The organism is Scytonema sp. NUACC21, assembly GCF_054684315.1.
Genome location: NZ_BAAFZH010000083.1, coordinates 113221 through 133339, shown reverse-complemented (window position 1 = coordinate 133339; position 20119 = coordinate 113221). Strand labels below are relative to the sequence as shown.

At 42.0% G+C, this 20119-nt stretch carries 25 protein-coding genes, 1 tRNA gene and 2 pseudogenes; 10 read left to right on the top strand and 18 right to left on the bottom strand.

From position 1 onward, the window contains the following. Both ACYRY3_RS19970 and ACYRY3_RS19965 read right to left on the bottom strand, forming a co-directional pair. Window positions 1-505 (bottom strand): HEAT repeat domain-containing protein (locus tag ACYRY3_RS19970; RefSeq protein WP_460203352.1); only part of this gene is annotated, 505 nt, incomplete at its 3' end. A 294-nt stretch (window positions 506-799) separates the two neighbouring features. Then, window positions 800-1114 (bottom strand): AAA family ATPase, encoded by a 315-nt coding sequence (locus ACYRY3_RS19965; RefSeq protein ID WP_460203358.1) that lies wholly within the window; start codon window positions 1112-1114, stop codon window positions 800-802. Between the two features lie 34 nt (window positions 1115-1148). On the opposite strand from ACYRY3_RS19965, the gene ACYRY3_RS19960 reads away from it, so the two are divergent. Beyond that, entirely contained in the window at window positions 1149-1292 is a 144-nt protein-coding gene (locus ACYRY3_RS19960) for a hypothetical protein (RefSeq protein ID WP_460203351.1), read from the top strand. A 124-nt stretch (window positions 1293-1416) separates the two neighbouring features. Here ACYRY3_RS19960 and ACYRY3_RS19955 read toward each other — a convergent pair whose 3' ends face one another. The 3 genes from ACYRY3_RS19955 to argF form a co-directional block, all read right to left on the bottom strand. After that, window positions 1417-2910 (bottom strand): DNA phosphorothioation system restriction enzyme, encoded by a 1494-nt coding sequence (locus ACYRY3_RS19955; protein WP_460203350.1) that lies wholly within the window; start codon window positions 2908-2910, stop codon window positions 1417-1419. 149 nt (window positions 2911-3059) lie between these two features. Continuing rightward, on the bottom strand, window positions 3060-3668 hold the full coding sequence (lexA, locus tag ACYRY3_RS19950) for a transcriptional repressor LexA (protein ID WP_460203349.1): 609 nt from the start codon (window positions 3666-3668) through the stop codon (window positions 3060-3062). Between the two features lie 256 nt (window positions 3669-3924). After that, window positions 3925-4851 (bottom strand): ornithine carbamoyltransferase, encoded by a 927-nt coding sequence (gene argF / locus ACYRY3_RS19945; protein WP_460203348.1) that lies wholly within the window; start codon window positions 4849-4851, stop codon window positions 3925-3927. Between the two features lie 1069 nt (window positions 4852-5920). Here argF and ACYRY3_RS19940 point away from each other — a divergent pair. Beyond that, window positions 5921-5992, top strand: a tRNA-Thr gene (locus ACYRY3_RS19940). Between the two features lie 48 nt (window positions 5993-6040). Here the strand turns inward: ACYRY3_RS19940 and ACYRY3_RS19935 are convergent. Together ACYRY3_RS19935 and ACYRY3_RS19930 are read right to left on the bottom strand one after the other, a co-directional pair. Beyond that, complete coding sequence (locus tag ACYRY3_RS19935; RefSeq protein ID WP_460203347.1) at window positions 6041-6148, bottom strand: type II toxin-antitoxin system RelE family toxin; 108 nt, start codon at window positions 6146-6148, stop codon at window positions 6041-6043. After that, complete coding sequence (locus tag ACYRY3_RS19930; protein ID WP_460203345.1) at window positions 6145-6345, bottom strand: hypothetical protein; 201 nt, start codon at window positions 6343-6345, stop codon at window positions 6145-6147. Before ACYRY3_RS19930 ends, ACYRY3_RS19935 begins: the two co-directional genes overlap by 4 nt. A 297-nt stretch (window positions 6346-6642) precedes the next feature. Here ACYRY3_RS19930 and ACYRY3_RS19925 point away from each other — a divergent pair, with 297 nt between their 5' ends. Both ACYRY3_RS19925 and ACYRY3_RS19920 read left to right on the top strand, forming a co-directional pair. Further along, complete coding sequence (locus ACYRY3_RS19925) at window positions 6643-7341, top strand: DUF433 domain-containing protein (protein WP_460203343.1); 699 nt, start codon at window positions 6643-6645, stop codon at window positions 7339-7341. Then, entirely contained in the window at window positions 7338-7772 is a 435-nt protein-coding gene (locus ACYRY3_RS19920) for a PIN-like domain-containing protein (protein ID WP_460203341.1), read from the top strand. The genes ACYRY3_RS19925 and ACYRY3_RS19920 overlap by 4 nt, the downstream gene beginning before the upstream one ends. A 285-nt stretch (window positions 7773-8057) precedes the next feature. Here ACYRY3_RS19920 and ACYRY3_RS19915 read toward each other — a convergent pair whose 3' ends face one another. The 3 genes from ACYRY3_RS19915 to ACYRY3_RS19905 all read right to left on the bottom strand — a co-directional run bounded on the left by ACYRY3_RS19915 (window position 8058) and on the right by ACYRY3_RS19905 (window position 9056). Beyond that, entirely contained in the window at window positions 8058-8249 is a 192-nt protein-coding gene (locus ACYRY3_RS19915) for a DUF6887 family protein (RefSeq protein WP_460203340.1), read from the bottom strand. Then, window positions 8246-8350 carry a DUF6888 family protein gene (locus ACYRY3_RS19910; RefSeq protein WP_460203357.1) on the bottom strand — a complete coding sequence of 35 codons (105 nt, stop codon included), beginning with the start codon at window positions 8348-8350 and terminating at the stop codon, window positions 8246-8248. Before ACYRY3_RS19910 ends, ACYRY3_RS19915 begins: the two co-directional genes overlap by 4 nt. Window positions 8351-8723: 373 nt before the next feature. Next, the gene (locus ACYRY3_RS19905; protein WP_460203339.1) at window positions 8724-9056 is read right to left on the bottom strand and encodes a hypothetical protein; all 333 of its coding nucleotides are present in this window, start codon (window positions 9054-9056) and stop codon (window positions 8724-8726) included. A gap of 57 nt (window positions 9057-9113) precedes the next feature. On the opposite strand from ACYRY3_RS19905, the gene ACYRY3_RS19900 reads away from it, so the two are divergent. Both ACYRY3_RS19900 and ACYRY3_RS19895 read left to right on the top strand, forming a co-directional pair. After that, window positions 9114-9245, top strand: a complete 132-nt coding sequence (locus ACYRY3_RS19900; protein ID WP_460203338.1) for a hypothetical protein — start codon at window positions 9114-9116, stop codon at window positions 9243-9245. 146 nt (window positions 9246-9391) lie between these two features. After that, window positions 9392-10027: a restriction endonuclease subunit R gene (locus tag ACYRY3_RS19895; RefSeq protein ID WP_460203337.1), complete on the top strand. Its 636-nt coding sequence runs from the start codon at window positions 9392-9394 to the stop codon at window positions 10025-10027. 171 nt (window positions 10028-10198) lie between these two features. Here the strand turns inward: ACYRY3_RS19895 and ACYRY3_RS19890 are convergent, their stop codons facing one another. From ACYRY3_RS19890 to ACYRY3_RS19880, 3 genes are all read right to left on the bottom strand, one after another. Continuing rightward, entirely contained in the window at window positions 10199-10822 is a 624-nt protein-coding gene (locus ACYRY3_RS19890; protein ID WP_460203336.1) for a hypothetical protein, read from the bottom strand. A gap of 64 nt (window positions 10823-10886) precedes the next feature. Continuing rightward, the gene (locus ACYRY3_RS19885) at window positions 10887-11897 is read right to left on the bottom strand and encodes an ImmA/IrrE family metallo-endopeptidase (RefSeq protein ID WP_460203335.1); all 1011 of its coding nucleotides are present in this window, start codon (window positions 11895-11897) and stop codon (window positions 10887-10889) included. A gap of 251 nt (window positions 11898-12148) precedes the next feature. Then, complete coding sequence (locus ACYRY3_RS19880) at window positions 12149-12301, bottom strand: hypothetical protein (protein ID WP_460203334.1); 153 nt, start codon at window positions 12299-12301, stop codon at window positions 12149-12151. A 197-nt stretch (window positions 12302-12498) separates the two neighbouring features. Here ACYRY3_RS19880 and ACYRY3_RS19875 point away from each other — a divergent pair, with 197 nt between their 5' ends. Then, window positions 12499-12672 (top strand): DUF6888 family protein, encoded by a 174-nt coding sequence (locus ACYRY3_RS19875; RefSeq protein WP_460203333.1) that lies wholly within the window; start codon window positions 12499-12501, stop codon window positions 12670-12672. Continuing rightward, window positions 12669-12851, top strand: coding sequence for a DUF6887 family protein (locus tag ACYRY3_RS19870; protein ID WP_460203332.1), 183 nt, complete (start codon window positions 12669-12671; stop codon window positions 12849-12851). Before ACYRY3_RS19875 ends, ACYRY3_RS19870 begins: the two co-directional genes overlap by 4 nt. Window positions 12852-12940: 89 nt before the next feature. Here the strand turns inward: ACYRY3_RS19870 and ACYRY3_RS19865 are convergent. The 5 genes and pseudogenes from ACYRY3_RS19865 to ACYRY3_RS19845 all read right to left on the bottom strand — a co-directional run. After that, window positions 12941-13117 (bottom strand): annotated as a pseudogene (locus ACYRY3_RS19865) (Uma2 family endonuclease); the annotation flags it as partial. A gap of 56 nt (window positions 13118-13173) precedes the next feature. Beyond that, window positions 13174-13284 (bottom strand): annotated as a pseudogene (locus ACYRY3_RS19860) (Uma2 family endonuclease); the annotation flags it as partial. 106 nt (window positions 13285-13390) lie between these two features. Then, window positions 13391-15700 carry a SpvB/TcaC N-terminal domain-containing protein gene (locus tag ACYRY3_RS19855; RefSeq protein ID WP_460203331.1) on the bottom strand — a complete coding sequence of 770 codons (2310 nt, stop codon included), beginning with the start codon at window positions 15698-15700 and terminating at the stop codon, window positions 13391-13393. A gap of 943 nt (window positions 15701-16643) precedes the next feature. Beyond that, window positions 16644-16946, bottom strand: coding sequence for a hypothetical protein (locus ACYRY3_RS19850; protein WP_460203330.1), 303 nt, complete (start codon window positions 16944-16946; stop codon window positions 16644-16646). A gap of 59 nt (window positions 16947-17005) precedes the next feature. Beyond that, window positions 17006-17971 carry a ParM/StbA family protein gene (locus tag ACYRY3_RS19845; protein ID WP_460203356.1) on the bottom strand — a complete coding sequence of 322 codons (966 nt, stop codon included), beginning with the start codon at window positions 17969-17971 and terminating at the stop codon, window positions 17006-17008. Window positions 17972-18162: 191 nt separating this feature from the next. Here ACYRY3_RS19845 and ACYRY3_RS19840 point away from each other — a divergent pair, with 191 nt between their 5' ends. Together ACYRY3_RS19840 and ACYRY3_RS19835 are read left to right on the top strand one after the other, a co-directional pair. After that, the gene (locus tag ACYRY3_RS19840) at window positions 18163-19086 is read left to right on the top strand and encodes a ParA family protein (RefSeq protein WP_460203329.1); all 924 of its coding nucleotides are present in this window, start codon (window positions 18163-18165) and stop codon (window positions 19084-19086) included. 89 nt (window positions 19087-19175) lie between these two features. Then, entirely contained in the window at window positions 19176-20111 is a 936-nt protein-coding gene (locus tag ACYRY3_RS19835) for a ParB/RepB/Spo0J family partition protein (protein WP_460203328.1), read from the top strand. The last annotated feature ends 8 nt before the right edge of the window (window positions 20112-20119 follow it).

The window sequence follows — 20119 nt, the reverse complement described above, 5'->3', positions numbered from 1 at the left end:
TGTCAGAATCTTTGAGGAGTGCGGCAACATCTTTGGCAATGTCTTTGGCTTGCATCTTCCCCAGTGCTTCTGCTGCGGCTGAACGGACATATGTGTCAGAATCTTTGAGGAGTGCGGCAACATCTTTGGCAATGTCTTTGGCTTGCATCTTCCCCAGTGCTTCTGCTGCGACTTGACGGGAAACGCTATTTTCTTCTTTATCTTCCTTGTCTGAAGGCGATAGCTGCTGAACAAGCCGATCTACAACGTTCTGATAGTTGGGAATTTGCCTTTCAGGATCGTTTAGCTCATATTCTCCCAACTTCTTTGCTGCTTCTAGCCTCACTTTAGCATAAGGGTCTGTCAGGGCTGCGACAATGCCTTTGATCTCCCAATCTTCGGGCTTTGGTTTGGGTTCTTCTTTGGCACTCACCCAAGGCAGGGATACCAAGAGAGTCAATAAAAAGGTAAAAAAGAACAGCAATACGGGTGAAGGCTTGTAAGTTGACCGGGAAGCTACAGTCATATTTGGGACAAGGTAGGGGATTCAAGCCAAAAAAATGGAACCAATGTTTGTCTGCTTTTTATCTAATTGACCTAACCTCTTCACAAATGAAAAATCTATGTAAATACTACAATTTTTCTCTGGAATTTTCGGATCTGCTTACTTATGTTCGTTTTGCTTGCCCAATTGTCCAGCACTCCACACAAGGACATTTGGTGGAATACTCCACTCTAACTACCATTTTTTCGTGACCTTTCACTTTGCGATCGCACACAACGATCTAAACGATCGATACTGTCGCGTTTCATAAAACGACTATGCTGGCAGAGTTAATTCAGTAATGAAACAATTGAAAGCTTTCAATGCCGCTTTGTATCTAGTGGCTCGCTTACCTAACTTCAGTTTAAACTGTGAGGCGATCGCACGCTTATTCACCAGCTGCTCGGATGATGCAAAAGCTGCACTAAATTTCTCATACAACACCCTGGTAAATGCATTTAGCGGGCTAGTTTTTCCAGAACTATTATTACCGTGAATGACGGTTGTGTGACGGCTATCTCCCACCGCTAGGCTAATTTCTGGTGTTTTGCCGTAAAAAGAGCGAAAGTTGCAAAGCTTAATTGAAATCAGCTTCTTTCACAATTGCCAAAATATCATCATTGATATGACTATTAATGAAATGTTGGGTTTCGTTCCTCAACCCAACCTACGAATGACGAATGACAAAGGACAAAGGACTACTTCACAATTGGATGAAATGTTGGGTTTCGTTCCTCAACCCAACCTACGAATGACAAATGACGAATGACCAATGACTAACAATTCGATTGTAATGTTGGGTTTCGTTCCTCAACCCAACCTACGAATGACGAATGACAAAGGACAAATGACCAATGACAAATGACGAATGACAAAGGACAAAGGACGAAACTTTATATGTCTAACAAGCCGTAGCGCTTTTGTAGATTCAGTAGCTTCATCCTCGCTTCACCTGCATTGTCGGCTAAGTCGGCAAATTCAACAAATCTCAGTAATTCTTTTCGCAGCAAGTTGCGCTCAACTTCTAAAGTGTTTCTATCCAACTCTGGTGGTAAAACGATCGCATCAAATATTGTTGCACGGTCTTTACCTATATGGGGTCGTAAAACTCGTCCTCGCCGCTGAATAAATTGGCGGGGATTGCCAGAACTTGCTAAAATCACGGCGGTTTGAATAGCAGGGATATCTACTCCTTCATCCAAACAGCGAATGGCTACCAAACCTTGCAGTTCGCCGCTTTCAAATTGACGGCGCAAAGCTTCTCTTTCTTCTAATGGTGTTCGGGCTGTGTAGGTACTGACTCTGTATCCCATTTCTACACCTAAAATTTTGGCAACGGCTTTTAACTGTTGTAAGTTAGAACGCTGTCCGACTTCTGGTGAACCGTCACTGCAATAGAATAATGTATGGGAGGTGTCTCTGCGATTTTGCATAAGTTCGCGCAAAGCGTTTAACTTATTTTCGGCTGCACCAACCAACCTTGCTCTTTGCATTAACAGGGGTTTTAAGTCTTCATTGTCTTCAAAGTTTGTCAATTCAACTTCCCGTTCCCGATACAGTAATGCCCGTCCTATCTTTTGCGTTAATTTAGCGTAGGTGCGGCTTTCGGTTTCTGTTAATTCTACGAGTATGGGATAATAGAGGTAGTGTACTAAGGCACCTTGAGCGATCGCATCTCTTAGGGTAAACTCTGGCTGGAGAACAGGGCCAAAATAATCAAATAAAGATTGGGTTCCATCTTCATCAAAATATCTTTCTGGTGTAGCAGATAAAGCCAGTCGCAGCCCAATGCTTCGGGGTAAACTTTCTTCCAATTTAGGTGCGCCCAAGTTATGTGCTTCATCTCCTACAATCAAAGCTTTCTCGGGAAAATATTTAATTTGAGACTGAAAACCATCTCCAATTAAGGTGGAGTTGCTGGTAATGACTGTGAGAAAGGGTTGGGAACCAGAACGGACGTTGTAGAGTTGGGTGGAGAGTTGATTCTGCCAATTACGTACATTCTCAAAGGCTAGGATGGGTTGTAAATTAAATTTTTCACATTCTCGTGCCCATTGAGTCACAAGATGGCGGTAAGGGCATACAACCAGCAAAGCTTGCAATTTAATTTGCTTGTAGAGTTCGCAAACCGTGGCAAGTGCAGTAATGGTTTTTCCACTGCCGGTTGCCATTTTCAGGGTTCCCCTGCCGTTATTGGCAAACCAGTTTTCAATTGCTTGTCGCTGATATCCCCGTAATTCTATGGATGCTGGCATTCTGGGGCATCCCGGTAATGGTTGCTGTGTTTGATAACTGCTTCTGTTTTCACCTACAAATGGTCGTTTGAGGAGGTATGGCTTTGCTGTTTTCTCAGTGGCTTCTTTGACTCGGTTGTTTAACAAGTACATATGTTAAAGGGACTGGTGATTGGTGAGTGGGGAGTAAAGAAGAAGGGAGTGGGGAGTTTTTGAGTGGGGAGTGGGGGAATCACTCTCCCTTCCTCTCCCTTTTCCCCCTCCTCTTACAGCCCTACTCCCCATTCCCCATTCCCTGGTTATTAGTTGTTGTAATTACGCCAAATGGCAACTAGGGAACCTTGTACCTGTACTTGAAGGGCATTTACCTCTATCGGTTCATACCTGGAATTTGCGGGTTTTAGGGTAATGCGATCGCCGAGACGATAAAATCGCTTTAAAGTCGCGCCATAGCCATCGACTCTTGCGGCGACGATAGTACCGTTTTTGAGTTGATCTGGTTCTGGTACAGGACGCAGAAATACCAAATCTCCTTCAACTATAGAGTCCTCAATCATGCTGTCACCTGTAACCCGCAAAGCATAGGTTTGGGGAGGTAACGACATATTGGTGATGTCTATATACTCTTCGGCTTCGGTAACTGGTTCGATTAAACCACCCGCAGCAATCTCACCTAAAAGCGGTACACCTTGTTTTAAAGGTTGTAAAACTCTAATTGTTCTTGCCTTTCCTTCACTCCATTCAATGTATCCTTTATTGCGTAAATGTTCCAAGCGGCTTTGAATTGGTGCAGGGGATTTTAGATTCATCGCCTGCATCATTTGTCGGATTGAGGGCGAATGCTGGTGAAGGCGTATATATTCTGCCAGCCATTCGTAAAGTTCTCTTTGAGCTTCTGTTAGTCTTTCCATAAGTTAGTAGGGAGGAAAATACAAATGTTCCTAGAACATTAGTACTACAAAAAACCTCTCTACGCACTATCTATTTTGAATATTTTGGATTTTTTATTAAAAAAGTGAAGAGTCAGGAGTGAAGGTGAGGAATTAAAAAAGGAGTAAGGAGTAAAAATTGAGGAGTAAATACCTAAAATTTGCCATCTACGGCGGAATAAGTTCTAGCTAACTTGCGCTCCTTATAATTTACCACTCCTTACTCATAACTTCTCACTTATAGTTCTTCAGAACCTAAAATACTGGCAAGTAAAGCTTTTTGAGCGTGCATTCGATTTTCTGCCTGGTCCCAAACTCGTGATTGGGAACCTTCAATCACCTCGTCGGTAATTTCTTCACCGCGATGTGCTGGTAAACAGTGTAAAACAATTGCCTTTGGATCTGCAAGACTCAATAGTTGCTCGTTTACTTGGTAAGGTTGAAAAATTGGCATTCGGTCATCTGCTTGTTCTTCTTGTCCCATACTTGCCCAAACATCGGTGTAAATAACATGAGCACCTTTGGTTGCTATTTCGGGATCGTGAGTGAGAAGGACTTCCGTTTTCCCCCCTGCAATTGAGCGTGCTTTTTCTACAATTGCTGCATTTGCTTCAAACCCATGAGGCGAAGCAATTCTCACATTCATTCCCACCAAAGCACAACCCAGTAGCAGGGAATTTGCCACATTATTACCATCCCCAACGTAAGTTAAGGTTAACCCATCGCAGGAGCCAAAGCATTCTTGCACTGTCATTAAATCAGCCAATACCTGACAGGGATGTTCTAAATCGGTAAGAGCATTAATGACGGGAATTTTAGTATAGTTGGCAAAAATTTCTAATTCTTGCTGTGCAAAAGTGCGAATTGCCAAAATATCTAGGTATCTATCTAAAACTCGCGCTGTATCTTGCACGGGTTCCCCACGACTCACTTGCGTGACATTGGGATTGAGATCGATAACCTGTCCACCCAATTGGTACATTGCTACGGTAAAACTTACTCTCGTTCGAGTAGATGCTTTGGAGAATAGCAGCCCCAATACTTTGTTGCATCGCAACCTCAGTTCTTGCGATTTTAGCTGACGTGCCATTTGCAAAAGTTCTTGAACTTCTGTGGGACTGAGGTCTGCCAAACTTAATAAATCTCGTCCTTTCAACCCTGCCATGCTTGTTGATGTGCGATCGAACAATTATTTTTTTGGTTCTTTTACCCAGCCGTGTCCAAAAATGGTTTCTTAAAAATGTGCCGGATATTTTGTGTCTGGCTCATAGTTTAAGGTGGCTTTGGTGTCTAATACCGTTTCTATATGAAGATGTATATAAAGAACCCCACCGCCTGCGGCACCTCCCCTTAGTAAGCTACCTTGTACGCACAAGCCTCAAATAGATTGCAGAAGAAAATTTTAGAGCCAGTTTTACCCCTCCCTAACCCTCCCCTTATAAAGGGGAGGGAATTGGATGTCTTCTTCCCCCCCCCTTGTAAGGGGGATAAAGGAATTGGATGTCTTCTTCCCCCCCCTTTGTAAGGGGGATAAAGGAATTGGATGTCTTCTTCCCCCCTTTATAAGGGGGGATTAAGGAATCGGATGTCTTCTTCCCCCCTTTATAAGGGGGGATAAAGGAATTGGATGTCTTCTTCCCCCCTTTATAAGGAGGGATTAAGGAATCGGATGTCTTCTTCCCCCCTTTATAAGGAGGGATTAAGGAATCGGATGTCTTCTTCCCCCCTTTATAAGGGGGGATTAAGGGGGGTAAATTCAACTTGTACACCACTACAGTAGCCAAGGTATCGGAGAGGTTAGGAGGGGTAACAACGTGCAACTTCACAGAGAATTGGTATAAGTAGGTGGGTAGAGATAAATATAACTATGTTGAGAGTCATCAGTCATTGGTCGTTAGCCTTTTGCTCAAAACAAATGACTCATGACCAAAAACAAAGAACGACTCTCACCAGTTAACTTTATTTGTACCGACTTACTTAACAATTAGTTTATCAACATCATTCATGAGAAAGTCACGAAATTGTTTAATTTTCAGCATTGTTTGACCGCTATCAAGGCATATTTTGGGAAAAAATGAACGAGATGGCAAGAATATGGTGTTTTGTGGCAAAATTTTGGATAGAAAGATTTTTTGCAATTGACCTTGCATATCCAGATTACTTATGCTAAGCTTAGAAGCTAGTGTGATGCCTGAAAGCGATAATGCGTTTTTTGTCGTATAGGGTGTAAAGTTGCCAGCATAGCACAGTGGTAGTGCATCCGACTTGTAATCGGAAGGTCGTCGGTTCAAATCCGACTGCTGGCTTTGAGTGTTAAGGTTGAAAAGTTGTCATAGGAGCATTTGTTGAGCATTTCAGGCGATGTCACTGATTCCCCTAATGCCAATTCGCTCTTGTGCATCTCGTGGCAGCTTTCTAATTTGTTTGGCTGCTGCGGGCTTAATTTCTATTCTGTAAGTCACGCCAGCCCCAGTTCTTTCTTTAACTCAGTCCAAGGAATGCTACCCTCTTCTTTCAGTGCTGCGTGAGATTCCCGCAAATCTTCTTCCAGTTCTTCCTGTTTGAGCTTTTTGATTAAGTGCAGTACCTCCTCTAATGTTTCTGGAGCTATGTCTTCCATTTCTTTGAAAATTGCTTGACGCAGTTCTTCTTCTGTCATTTTAAGCGTCTCCTCCTAGCAAAGCCGTCGCGATAACGTATGCTTCATCGGCATTATAACGCTGCAGAGGCGTGCCAATGACCACTCGCTTTCTTTTCTCCTGTCGGTCGCGCTACGCTGTCCCGATATGGGAATCCCCATATCGGTGAAAAGTTCTTCCCAGTACTCTTTTGTAGAATCGAGGCGAGCAAGGTTTTTGAATGACCAAGAGCATAGCGATCTGCCGCTATGCTGTAGCGAAGCTATGGCGGGAATATATTTAATAATTAAGAATACCCCCTTTTGGCAGGTGCGCTTATGACAGATTTTTACGGAGGAAAAGATCCTAGAGACATCCCAAGTTATTCCATCAGTGATGCTGCTCGCTACCTACGCATTCCAAAAGGTACAATTCGCTCATGGACAGTAGGGCGGCGTTATTCAATCGCTTCTGGCTCTGGTTTCTTCAAGCCCCTGATTCCAATTCGCGATCGCAGACCACGGCTCCTTTCATTTACCAATCTTATTGAAGTTCACGTTCTTCGGGCAATTCGCAAGCAACACAAAATTGATTTATACAAGGTGCGATCTGCTCTTGATTTCATTGAAGAACAATTTCAAGTATCCCACCCCCTAGCCCGTGAGATATTTCGCACTAATGGCGTTGACCTGTTTATTGAGCGTTATGGTTCCCTTATTAACGCCTCAAAAAGCGGACAGGAGGAACTGAGAGATGCTCTTAATGCTCATCTCGAACGAATTGAACCCGATGACACGGGGCTTGCAATTAAACTTTATCCCTTTACTCGCTCTCACGAGGAAGATAGCCCTCGTATCATCGTTATTGACCCTCGAATCGCCTTTGGTCGCCTTGTGATTGCTGGAACGGGAATTCCTACCGACGTCTTGACAGAGCGCTATGAAGCAGGCGATTCAATTGACGAACTCGCTGATGATTACGGAGTAGATCGCCTAGCGATTGAAGAAGCCATTCGCTATGAACTGCTAGCTGCATGAGTCAACACCAGTCAATTGTCTTTTTCGTAGATAGGTGCCTGGGTAGCAAGCGTGTTGTAGAAACACTTCGCAACTCAGGCGTCTCAATCGAAATTCATGACGACCACTTTCCTAGAGACGCTCAAGACGTAGATTGGTTGCCAGAAGTTGGTAAAAGAGGTTGGGTGATTCTAACCAAAGATGCCAAGATTGGTAAGCGCACCTCAGAAAAATTTGCTGTTGTCAGTGCGAAAATCAAGATGTTTGTCCTCGCCTCCCAAAGTATGTCGGGAGAGCAAATGATTGAAGCTTTCCTAAAAGCTATTGTCCCCACGCAGGAGTTTGTTCGGAAGTATCCCGCTCCATTTATTGCCAAAATCTTTCGTGATGGACATATTGAAATGTGGAAAGACGCTCAGACTTTAGAAGAAGAGTTGAAACAGTTTGATTAATGGTGATGAGCGAATACTTTATCACTGTGTAGATGAAGTAGCCCTACCTAGGTGTTTAGGTAATCTTCTAGCGGGAATTGAGCCATTTGTTTTGCTAACCAAACCCTAAAGCTGGAATGATAGACGCTGTAATAGGTTTCTCCCTCAACTTGTTGCGGCTGTAAGAACTCATACCAATTCTCCAGCACTTCCTCGACAACGTATTCATCTTCATCTAGAAAAGGAGGTTCATGAGTGATTAGCTTCCACTGCTAGTTTCAAGCGGCAAACAGTGGAAGTTTTGGTTTATTGCTGTTGCTGTTGAGCGATTCGCTTCCTCAGTTCGGCTTCAAATTCCTCGTCTGTGGTGCAAAGTACCCCAGGTCGAGCATCTAATCTGTCCATGTATTTGTGGAACGCGATCGTATCGCTTGGGTGCGTTCTGACATAATTCAACAACTCGGAGTCTGACATCGCGTCAAAATTGGATTGAGTCATTTGATGAATACTTCTCCATTCGGATAAATCTCTACTTCAATTGTGTCGCCAATCAACATCAAGATTCGCTGGCTGCGCTCATCCAGTCGAACTAAATTGATTGGCTGTCATAAGTTACTTGCTCTTACACACTTGCTCCAAAACGCTCTTAGTTGTTCCGCTGTCGGCTGCATTTCACCTCTTTTGTCAAAACTTAGAGAATTTCTAGAAATATATGGACGCCAAATCTCGCAGTTTGCCTGAAATTTGTGGCTACAGAGCGGTCATGGCTGATGTCGTCTCTTATGCAAAGGTGGCTGACTGGGGACATGAGATCTAGGGCGAACTCATTTATCGAAGTCAGTACAAAAAGTATATTTTTATATTTGATACTTCGGTTTCGCAACTGGGTTTTTGGTTAATTTCACCGATGGCGCTTCAAGAGATTGCCTCAAGCCCCCAAACCATGTTGACTGAGCGATCGCAATCCCTTACTTAGTCCTCTGTCCTGTCATCAAAGTCCGACAAGAAATCGGCATCAGCGAAGCACCCTGCGGAAGTCGAAAGAGTCCACTCTTTAGTGCTCTCGATCTTGGGTAACCAACCCAGAGCCGAAGAGAGGTTAACCTCAAAAACTGACAGATAGTCAAGGTCGCTGGTGTGTGCTCTCAGGCGATCGTAAATCTGTTTCTCGCTGAGACTGCTTCTAATTAACCAAACAGAGCGTTGGCAGTGGAACCAGTCTCCAAAAGTTTTAATTGCATCGTGGAGAGCTTGGTAATTTTTCCTTGACGTGTTAAGGTCGTAGGAAATATCAAAAAATTTCAACTTGATTCTGATTTACCAGAATCTGGTTTAAAAGGAACAGAATACAAGAAAGTTGCCATGAGGCTCTCAATTAAGGCTGTGGAAAAATTGCAGAACTTTCGTGCTACTACAGGGATTCCCTATGAAATTTTAGTGGACGTAATGATCCGTAACTGGGAAAACTTGCCTCAACGCACACAATCGAATTAATTGCAGCAAGCAAAACAATTAAGGGTAAATAGGCTGATGGCAGGGCAAGAGAAAACCCTCAAGACTTTGAAAGCTAAATATTTCCAGTCATAAACCCACTCTTCACATTTGCATTCACTATCATTTACTAAAAATATTTTAGGATTATGATTCAAACAATACAAGCTAAAGAAATTACTCTGCTTGATTTAGAAACTAACTTTGGACTGCAATTAGTTGAGGATGAGCAATTTTTTAGAGAGTGGCAAGATAACTTACCGGAAATAACCAACTTGGAAAAACAACAACTCGACCGAGTCAAGGCGAGTTATGCTAATTTACTCAAGTACCCGCCTATGCTAGAAAACACCGTCAAGATGGTGGTGTTGTCTCCCTTGTTAGATTTAGCCGACTTTTATCTATCTCCGTTTCATGTTAAATCGGAAAAGTCTGTGGAAGTTACGGCTTTTGATGAAGGGGTAACGGTCAAAGGGCAAATTGATGTCTTAATTTTATTTGAACAGCTAGTAGTAGTAGTTATAGAGTCCAAACAAGCAGCTTTTTCTGTGGAGGTAGGCAAACCACAACTCCTGGCTTATATGCTGTTCGTATCTAACACGGATAAACCAATATACGGACTAATTACCAATGGCGGTAGCTTTATTTTCGTGAAGTTGGTTAAACAAGCAACACCAAAGTATGCCTTGTCTCGCTTGTTCTACATCTTCAATCCGGGGAATGAATTATATACGGTTTTGAGTGTGTTGAAGCGTTTGGGTCAATTGGCTGTAAATGGCAGTTGAAAGAGCGCGTAGACGGGTAAAAAGCAAGCATGCAAATGCTTTAGAGTATCGCGTGAAACCGCGTTTTCTTTAGGTGTCAGAAGAATTGGTTCAGGAAAAAACCACTTTTGAGGATGAACTTCCTTTGAACAGCTAGCAAGAGTCATAGAATCGCTTCACTTTAAGAGCAATTTATAATTGAGGTGGAAAAACTAAGACAGAGTCTATTAGTAATTCTCCAGTTTCATTTCGTAAATCTTCTATTGCAACTTCAAGAACTTTAACAGCGTCTTGAATTTTTGTTTTTCTACCTAACTGAAATGCCTCAGAAATAATTTGGTCACACGCTTCTGCTGAAGCTATTCTCCTGCATACTAAATCAAACCCAGCAGTTTTAATTATATGAATCATTAATTGCTCTAAACAAATAATTCTTTTGTTTAATCTCCGCTTAATGTCATCAAATTCAGATAATTCTAGATTTTTTAAAAACCTTTTATCTGAGGTTAGTAAATAAAAGTCTTCTTCTGTTTGAGTCGCTGCAACAAGTAAAGCTTCGCCAACATCAATTCCTTCAGTAGCAGCTAATAACTGAAATTCTAAAGTATTAGACAAAATAGAACGGTCAATTGGTTGGCATCTACTAACTACCTGCTTTGCTCTTTCCAAACTAATTTGCCTGTATTGTTGAATTATTTTCCTAGAAGCACTAAAAACTTTGGCTGCTGTTGGCAATACCCTGATATTTTCTTCCTGAATATTTAAGCTAGCAACCATTTCCCAAAATAGCTGGTAGGCTGCTAGCTTTAAAATCACATCATTATCTGTAAAATACAGTCGCAAGGACTTGCCCCTTCTATATATAAATATTCAGAAAAAATTATACTCCTGTTACGAGTCTTAAATATTCTTCGCTGTCTGTATCCAATCGCTCCCAATCTAACTCGTTTTCAAGATACTTATTAACCTTAACAGACGCGTTGGCTACTGGCTCTAGTATCTTTAATGCACCTACTCCGATGTCCCATTCACCCGTTTGCCAAGCATAATTCAATGCTAAGACACCAGGCTCTACCCTATCTTTGGTAGCAAGTTGACGCACAGTGCGTACCAAGTGAATTGAATCAGGCTGTTTACCCCAAATATATTTATCTTTTTCTCCTAAAAGAAGATTGATTGCAAAGTCATTAGCTTCATTCTCTTCCTGGTCTTGAAACTCCTTGGTTATTTGTTCATCAATGAGAACACCGTCTTTGACATGACCGCAGGCAATATGCCCTAATTCATGAGCGATGATAAAAAGCAAATGAGCAGAATATTTCCTATTGGAACTTACGACAATTACTGGATGGTTGTTAATGATGGCTGCCATACCATCCATTTTGACAGTCTTTGTAGGAAATTCACAAAAGTGAACTACCGGAAATCCAATACTCCAACAAAATTGAAGAATGACATCAAGGTCGATCCAAGGTTTATTTTTTAGGATTAACTTGCGAACTTGAGATGGGTCTGTATCTATCCCCGTAAAAGGTGTTTTGCAGGTATAAGCTACCATCTCAGCCACGCGAGTTGCTAGCCCCTGAGCAACAATCAATCGATTTTCTTCAGTGTTTTGCATTTTTTTGAATTTAGGGCTACTTACCTGCTTAAAAGTAATAGGAGCATCAGGATCGAGAACTGATGCCATATCTAGACCCAAACGCTTAGCAATACGTCCTGCTACTTCGAGAACAGCTACAGGGTCACTTTCTAGTTCAGTGTCCCACCACTCAGGTAAAGCTTTTTCTTGGATAAATTTCTGTGGTAATCCAATTTTTGACAAGCGTTTATACAGCGTTGGCATTGTTGTCGGGTCTGACTCATATTGTCTTCCTCCGCTGATTCTCAATTTTTACTCCTTGCGTTTAACTTTGAATGACACACTATCACTATAATAGTGGCACCAAGAGTGGCACTATATATGACGAGCTAAAAGTTGCTTTAGTTTTGGCAAGCAAATATATAGCAGAAATTATGGGACTAATATTACACCATCAGTTAGAAGTATTTAGTACTATTGTACTATAACTGATGAGCGTTGCCAATTATCAACAAACGGAATTAAATCCTACGCATAGTAAGTGGGGATTTGGTATTGTATCAGAGGTCAGTTGAGCGATTCGATCGCCGCAGTTCAGCTTCAAATTCCTCGTCTGTGGCGCAAAGTACCCCAGGTCGAGCATCTAATCTGGTATTTGTGGAATGCGATGCTAGCTTTAAAACCACATCATTATCTGTAAAACACAGTAGCAAGGACTTGACCCTTCTAAATATCAATATTGAGAAAAAATTACACTCTTGTTACGAGTCTTAAATATTCTTCGCTGTCTGTATCCAATTGCTCTCAGTCTAACTATTTTTCAAGATACTTATTAACCTTAACAGACGCGATGTTGATGAACCAGATGATTTTGATGGAGGAATTGAGCTATGATTGAAAATTTCTTGAAATGGAACCAACAATAGACCAACTAAAAACCCTGTATCGAGTATGTGTTATGGCTAGTAATTTGCTCAAACCAATGAACGTTACTAGATTAGATGAACGAACCAAACGCATATTTATACTGGTTGGAGAGACAATAGAGATGGAGATTTACCCAAACGGAAGACTAAAGCTATGACACAACCCGATTTTGACAAAATGACACGAGCACAATTATTAGCATATGTTCGGCAAAATCCTCAAGATACTGAAGCTTTCCACAAATATATGGATTTGTTAGCTGTTGCACCAGGGCGTATTGAAATATCGCCGGAACAACTTGAAGTAGAACTGACTAAAAGACTTCAACAAAGCTAAAAACTGGCGCTTCCTTAAAAACTACCAGTTTTAGCTTGAAGTATATAATGCTCTCGCTTATGAGGGCTTTTTTCATTTTACCTGTACCACTTGCCTGATATAGCCTGCCAATTATCAATATAGAAGCAATAATCAGGTTCAATACCGCTCTGTTCTGGGAGTTCCATTGTAACAGGGGTAAATGCACCGTATTCGCACCCAGTGTAATCTAATAGAACTATAATGATGTCGGCAATGAGATTGGCATCACGTCCATGTTTGGGAAGCCGCAGTTCAGTTTCAAATTCCTCGGGAGTGCGTTCGCCACAAGTTACTTGCGGTATCAGGTAGGTTGAAAGATTTGCTCTGGTGTCAAATTTAATTCTGGAAATGTTGGCGAGATGAGACGCTCATCACTTCTAAACTGAGTCACTTGGTACTCGCCTTCAACTAAGGAGGTTCATGAGTGATTAGCTTCCACTGCTAGTTTCAAGTGGCAAACAGTGGAAGTTTTGGTTTATTGCTGTTGCTGTTGAGCGATTCGCTTCCTCAGTTCGGCTTCAAATGAAATTTGTGGCTACAGAGCGGTCATGGCTGATGTCGTCTCTTATGCAAAGCTGCACAACGGTTTCTGCACCCATATTATTTACTGTTTTAATTAAAAGATGTGGTTTTTGCCCACCCATTAGGTCAATATATTGCATGGTGCGACCAGCATTACCAAGCAAAGGAGAAGACCACACCAAGCAGGCAGTTCCATTACCTAACAAATCTATTGTGGTGACTGAAGCTACATTGTCAATTGCAGGGAAGTGTCTCAAGTTTCGCTTTGTTGTCCAACCGTTACCTGACTGATTGAAATAAACCTGAACGCCTTTGCCACTTAAGTAAAGAATATCTGTTGCTCCAGAACCATCAATATCGGCTAACACAATCCGGTGTTGATTAAAGATATCCGGTGCATCAAACCAAGGGGCATTATCCATCGTCACCTTCGCCCCAAACCGCCCATAGCCCAGATTAGGCCAGTAACACACCTCACCATTACGAATCCGTACAATATCCGTCAACCCATCCCCTGACATATCTGCCAAGTGAATTGACTGGGTGCTGTCAGCAAACACAATACGAGGCCCTTGCTCTTCATCCCAAGGTTGATGTACTCGTTGTGCTGCACCAAAGCCATCTTCAGCTAGAGATGAATACCAAACAAAACAATTATCTTCTGTAATCAGAATATCACTGTGTCCATCACCGTCTAAGTCAATAAACTTCAAATTGGGGTCATCCCAATCTAGGTTGGGCAAAGACTTAAACGTGATGAAGGATTCCCAATTTTCATCGTGAGTACGTTCATAAAAACCAGGAGTTGGACTGCGTAAAGCTACCACATCAAGTTGACCATCGCCAGCAAGGTCAAGAAACTGTGCGCCGTTACTCAAAGCGATCGCAGGTTTGCTGGCAACCAATTCGACCGGAGCAAAACGCGCTTCTATATGCTCGGAGTTATCAGTTTTAACAGTGTTAATCGGGCTGATATTACGTTTGTAAAACCACCCATCCCCTTGTTCTGTCAATATTCCTGACAATCCTTCTCCATCTAAATCTACCCACTGATATCGACTACCATCCAAACCTTGAGGCAGATTTTCTAGGCTATTAGGCTCGACTTCGCGTACTGTTTCGTCAATGTTGGGTTCACTGTAAGTAAACTCTAGCGGGGGTAAAGATTTCTGGATATAACCATCGTTAGAATTTCGCTTGTAACCAGTTTGCGTTACAGAAAGTAATAATGAATATATAGGATTGCGACTATCTGTGGGATTTTGTTCGTAGTAGGAGTAGCCAAAGTCTAGCGATCGTACTAAACAATTCTGTCCAACATCTTCCTCATTTGGAAAATGATGAAACATTAATACCCTTTGGCAGATACGATACGTGCGAACTTCAAAACCAGCCCGATAAGAGGAAAATGGGTCATTACGAACTGACCATTGTCCATTATCGTCTGGTTTGGGATTGGTCGGATGGTGTTCTCCGTAGTCAAAAACCACCTCAAACAACCAATCTTCTGTCAGGTTGGGCTGCACTAGCTGGGAAATCCGATTCCCATATTGAATTCGCTTTAGGTAACGGTTAGCTGAACGGCTTTCTGAGGTACGGTTACGCTCGTGTACCTGTGCTGTATCCACTCCTTCAGAATTCTCTGCCTTGTATTTATAGTGGATGGCATTACCTTTATCATCGTAACTCTCGCAAATTAACCAACTAAAAATACGTGTTGGGTCATTGGGATCGAAAATGCGACTTTCGGCAGTTTTACCATAAATCGTCGTAATATTGTCTTTAGAAATGGATCGCCAATGAGTTTCTCCCTCCGCGTTTGTCCAGCATTCTATTCGGGCGAACAATCCTTCAATCCGAGGACGATACCTGCGAATGTGGTATCCATTCCGTGGTGGTGGTTCATCAAATGTACCATCTGATTTAAGTACAGGTACTAAATCTTCTGCGCCAGAAAGAATAAAAATGTCCGATTCTTCATTATCCCGATAGCGGGGTAAGCCTTTGTCTGTTTTACGTGTAATTTCAGGTAGTGATAAATTCCAGCCTAATCCAAATACGCCATTCCCCGCTCCCGAATCATAAGATAAAGAAAGCTGCGGACCAAATCCAGAGCGACCAGGACTGGTAGCTATAGGAACGGTCATGGAGCCAGTACCAGTGACTGGGTTAGCAGCAAATTTCTCACCCATTCCCTTTATCGCCCCGCCCCCTTTTGGTAGTGATATCGCAGGAGGTGGGGAAAAATAGCTTTTATCTTTCTCGGCTACTTGATTATTGCTATTTTTGTTTAGGTTTTGGAGCATATCTTTATCACTCTGCAACTATTGCAACCATGTTCATTTAATGCATATTGACTACCTTCCGCACTGGATAGTAGTACAATAAATATCGCTCATTCTTCTGCAATTCAGTTCAATTATTACAACTATTTTTTCGGTTATTTGATATTTTTCAGTCATTTAATTAACAGAAAATTCATTAATTATCCGAATTTCACAGTTGCTTTTGCAATCAAATATTAACTATTTGAAAAGCAATACTTCTGCTTAATAGTATTTTGATTATCTGGCCTTATTGGCATACCAATTATTCTAAATTCCTCCTAAAATCCTTAAATAAGCATTTACGGGAATTACAAAACATTACGCAAATATGTTTTGCGAAAATATTGAATATATCTACCTTTTCGACAGCACTGGAAATCTTGGAAATTAGAAAACTTAAAGAAGCAGCACTTACGCGCTTATTAAGGTTAGATATATAGTAGCAGTATCCACCGGATTCTTTTCATAAAAAAATTCTTAAAATTGTCAAGAACTTTTTAAGCCACTATAGGATTTTTGACGAAGCGACAAAAGGGCTAGGTTGCAGATAAAAGTAAGCAACCTAGCTCTTATTTTTCTTTTCCCAGAGTGCTAAAAGAGGGATATGGGATTCCTATTTGAATTTTGAAGGTACACTGAGGCTCAAAAGCTTATAAAGCAAGCTTAAAGCCTAAAAACTCATTCAGAAATCAAACCGATTCCTATATAATCTGATATAAAAACTGCTGTGTCGCCTTTCGGTATGCCCGTATTCTTTCACGCAACCCACATACTTTTAGAGACTTTTTGTTACAGGCTTAGCAAAAACTGAGAGAGCCGCGCTCAAATCTTTAGGCGCAGTGGAGAACTAGTAGATTCTACCCAAAATGAAATGCGATCGCTATGCTTTCCTTGCGCGATCGCATATAATACTCTTATCACCTCACAATTCCCAATCAAGGGTAAAAGTTTCTTCACCATCTTCAGACTCAACTTGGGGGCCACGTGGGGTATAAGCTGACTCATCCACAAGAGGCGGATTTTGTTCTGTGGGGGTTGTATAGGGGTTAGGTACCGCAGACTGTACTGGTAACACACCCTGCTTAAAGGCAAAGTAGCAATCTATTATAAAGTAAAGCGTCTCTAGATAACTTTTACCCAATCGTTGCGATTCTGCAAAGATACGCTCGCGATAGCTGTCTTTGATTCGGACTTTTTCTGGAGTTTTGTCGTGTTGAGAAACCATTTGAAAAGGGGTGTGGGGTGTGGAGGAAGAGATTTTTGTGTAGGAAAGTTCGCTCTTGGCTACTTGTCTTCAGGAGAGGTGTTACTAGAGGAAGAACTGACAATAGTTTTAGCCATTTGTAGAAGTCCATAGGAATTAGCCTCTACTGGGTTGTCGAGAATTTCAAACCCGTTCTGTGTAAGCAGTTTTTTAAAACCGGGAAGCAAGCAACCGCCGCCGATCGCCCAAATGTCATCTCCCTGATGTTTTGCCTCTAGGGCGAGATTGACTGGGTTTTTCAGATAGCTTTCATACCAGTCCTTCAAACACGCAGTGTAAACATCTTTGATATCAATATCACGGCTGTACTTGGTATGTCCCATTTCTAGACAAAAGCGAATTTTCGATACGTCCCCAAGCTTCCCACCATTGAGAGGTTTCATCTTCTTGGCAATTTCACCGATAAGAACTTCTACTCCCGCAGCATAGGGGGTATGGACTTCTCTTTTCCCTTGAAAGTAACGAGAATAAAGTGTTGTCCCATTTCCAAAATCTACCACTGTTAACCTTTTGGGGAGCTTTCTTCCAAACAGAGCACCCATACCTTCAGGTACAACTTTGAGAACTTCCACCTTCACATCAGATAGCTTACCCGCTAATAAAGGTTGGTATTCACCGTTGAGGATTTGACACAACTCTGAGGATAAACCAATATCATGCAAACTCACCACTAGCTTCAAGTGCCAAGTCTTACGGTGTGGTAGATGCGCTAATGCTCCCAGCAAGGTTATGAGGGCGTTGTTGACTTTGTTGATATTGCTATCGGTGTTTCGCTCGAAGTAGTAACCGGTGCGAAAAGCTGACTCACCAACAGTATAGGCATTACCGTTATAAACCACACGACCGGGGACATCTTCCATCTCCTCCTTTGAGATGTAACTGGGGATTCGCACGACATCAAAACCATCGACTAACAGTTTGACGCTGCCATACCCATTATCGAAACCGGCACAAAAAATTTTTTGATTCGCGTGAATATTCTTTATAGGGGTCATATGGGGTATAATAACTTTATGCATTAATTATACCCTAAGAACCACCTATTTATACCCTGTATAGGGGTTAATTTTTTAAAAAAGCGCGTGGGATACGCTTAGCCCCTATTTATACCCCAAATTGATTGAACAACTTAATCTACGGTTGTTTCCATAAATTAACATAACTTTGGTGGTAAATTTTGATAACCTTCCTTGTAAAGGGGATTGGGTATTGGAGATTGGCGACTGGGCATTGGGTAAGGGAAGAAATTTCTTGCCCAGTCTCCAATCCCCAGTACTTAGTACCCAACATAATCAATTTAGTTGCGGCGACTGGATGTATGGCTTACAAGATTGCAATTTTTAATATGAAGGGAGGAGTGGGCAAATCTGCTACTGCAACTAATCTGGCGGATGGCATTTCCCGATTTAAGAAAAAGAAAGTTTTGTTAGTTGATATCGATCCCCAAGGAACCTCTGGGGCTTCTCTTGGTATCGAAATTTGGAAACTAGAGACTCAACTGAAAGATGTCCTTCAGAGTGATTCGCCAATTGAGCGAAAGCAACGCTTCAAGCAAGCGATCGCAAAGGTATGCTCTCCCCAATTTGATGTCTTGCCATCGAATATAATGCTTGCGGTTGAGGAACTACAAATTTCTGGATTACCAGGGCGAGAGAATCTGCTGAAGCGAATGTTAAATGAAATTGACAGTGAGTACGAATTCACTCTGATTGATTGCCCGCCTAACATTGGTGTCTTCTCAATTAACGCGCTCAAAGCAAGTGATGGTGTTATTGTCCCTGTGGATATGAGCTATGTTGGGCTATTAGGAGTTCAAGGGGTAGAATATGCCTTTAATCTGGTGAAGAATTTTTTAGACCATCAAGTGAATGTTTTGGGTGTACTTGCCACTAAATTTGACGGACGGCAGAAAATCAGTAAAGATGTGTTGGCATCTTTACAAGAGCATTTTCCCGAACGGATGTTCAAAACAGTCATCCCCACAACTGTACGTATTTCAGAAGCTCCCAGTTTTGGGGTATCGATTTTTGAACACGATCCAAAAGGCGTAGGAGCAAAAGCATACAAAGACTTGATGAATGAAGTGCTAAAACGCATTTAAAATACTTCTGAGAACCACAGCCCCTAATTTTCAGTCACATTTGGTTACGACAACGTTGTCGGAAAAGTCTCAAGGAGTGATGAGTTTTTATGTCTAAACGAGGTCTCGGCAACAATCCTTTCAAAGCTGACTCGGCAGCAAGCATTTTTAGTCCAACTGAATTGGCTCGAAGAGAGCAGGAAAATTCTATAACCGTTAACATATCAAGCATTCAACTACCAACTCAACAACCCCGCCGCTACTTTGACCCGGAGAAATTGCAGCAGTTAACCGAGTCAATTAGAACTTATGGGATACTCGAACCATTACTAGTTCGCCCAATATCGGACAAGTCCTACGAGTTAGTCGCAGGAGAGCGCCGTTATCGGGCAGCAAAGGAAATAGGACTTCGTGAAATTCCCGTGGTCGTTAGGGAAATGACCGCTGTGCAGGCGATGGAACTGGCGCTGATTGAAAATTTGCAGCGAGAAGACCTCAATCCAGTAGAAGAAACAGAAGGAATCATCAACTTATTAGCGAATCAGCTGGATATTCCTTCCACAGAAGTTTCTCAACTCCTACATCGCCTAGCCAAACAAAGTTCCAACAACGTTGTCGGAAATGAAGAAACGCTCAATGTCGTTGAATCCGTCTTTCGCACCGTGGGGAAAATGAGTTGGGAATCCTTTGCTTCTCATCGCTTGCCTTTACTCAACCTACCTACCCCCATCCTAGAAGCACTTCGAGCCGGAAGAATTGAGTATACAAAGGCGAGAGCACTTGCCCGAATTAAAGACCCAGATTTACTGGAGGAGCTTTTAAACCGGGCAATTGCAGAAAAATGGTCGCTCAGTCAAATTCGTGTAGCGATTCAAGAGAAGACTCAATCAAGTCAGCCAAAAGAAATTTCCTTGAAACAACAATTTACTCAAATCTCTAAAATCTTGAACTCATCTGCGATTTGGGACGACCCTAACAAACGTCAGCAACTACAGCAACTGCTCAACGAACTTCAACAATTAGCAAAAGAAGTCACAGACAAGTAGAGACAAGG

Bases quoted from the DNA above. Each gene is read 5' to 3' on its own strand.
- argF (WP_460203348.1), bottom strand. From the start codon at position 4,851: ATGGCAGGGTTGAAAGGACGAGATTTATTAAGTTTGGCAGACCTCAGT.
- ACYRY3_RS19875 (WP_460203333.1), top strand. From the start codon at position 12,499: ATGGAACCAACAATAGACCAACTAAAAACCCTGTATCGAGTATGTGTT.
- ACYRY3_RS19915 (WP_460203340.1), bottom strand. From the start codon at position 8,249: ATGACTCAATCCAATTTTGACGCGATGTCAGACTCCGAGTTGTTGAAT.
- ACYRY3_RS19870 (WP_460203332.1), top strand. From the start codon at position 12,669: ATGACACAACCCGATTTTGACAAAATGACACGAGCACAATTATTAGCA.
- ACYRY3_RS19835 (WP_460203328.1), top strand. From the start codon at position 19,176: ATGTCTAAACGAGGTCTCGGCAACAATCCTTTCAAAGCTGACTCGGCA.
- lexA (WP_460203349.1), bottom strand. From the start codon at position 3,668: ATGGAAAGACTAACAGAAGCTCAAAGAGAACTTTACGAATGGCTGGCA.
- ACYRY3_RS19930 (WP_460203345.1), bottom strand. From the start codon at position 6,345: ATGACAGAAGAAGAACTGCGTCAAGCAATTTTCAAAGAAATGGAAGAC.
- ACYRY3_RS19955 (WP_460203350.1), bottom strand. From the start codon at position 2,910: ATGTACTTGTTAAACAACCGAGTCAAAGAAGCCACTGAGAAAACAGCA.
- ACYRY3_RS19895 (WP_460203337.1), top strand. From the start codon at position 9,392: ATGATTCAAACAATACAAGCTAAAGAAATTACTCTGCTTGATTTAGAA.
- ACYRY3_RS19920 (WP_460203341.1), top strand. From the start codon at position 7,338: ATGAGTCAACACCAGTCAATTGTCTTTTTCGTAGATAGGTGCCTGGGT.
- ACYRY3_RS19960 (WP_460203351.1), top strand. From the start codon at position 1,149: ATGACTATTAATGAAATGTTGGGTTTCGTTCCTCAACCCAACCTACGA.
- ACYRY3_RS19855 (WP_460203331.1), bottom strand. From the start codon at position 15,700: ATGCTCCAAAACCTAAACAAAAATAGCAATAATCAAGTAGCCGAGAAA.
- ACYRY3_RS19925 (WP_460203343.1), top strand. From the start codon at position 6,643: ATGACAGATTTTTACGGAGGAAAAGATCCTAGAGACATCCCAAGTTAT.
- ACYRY3_RS19850 (WP_460203330.1), bottom strand. From the start codon at position 16,946: ATGGTTTCTCAACACGACAAAACTCCAGAAAAAGTCCGAATCAAAGAC.
- ACYRY3_RS19900 (WP_460203338.1), top strand. From the start codon at position 9,114: ATGAGGCTCTCAATTAAGGCTGTGGAAAAATTGCAGAACTTTCGTGCT.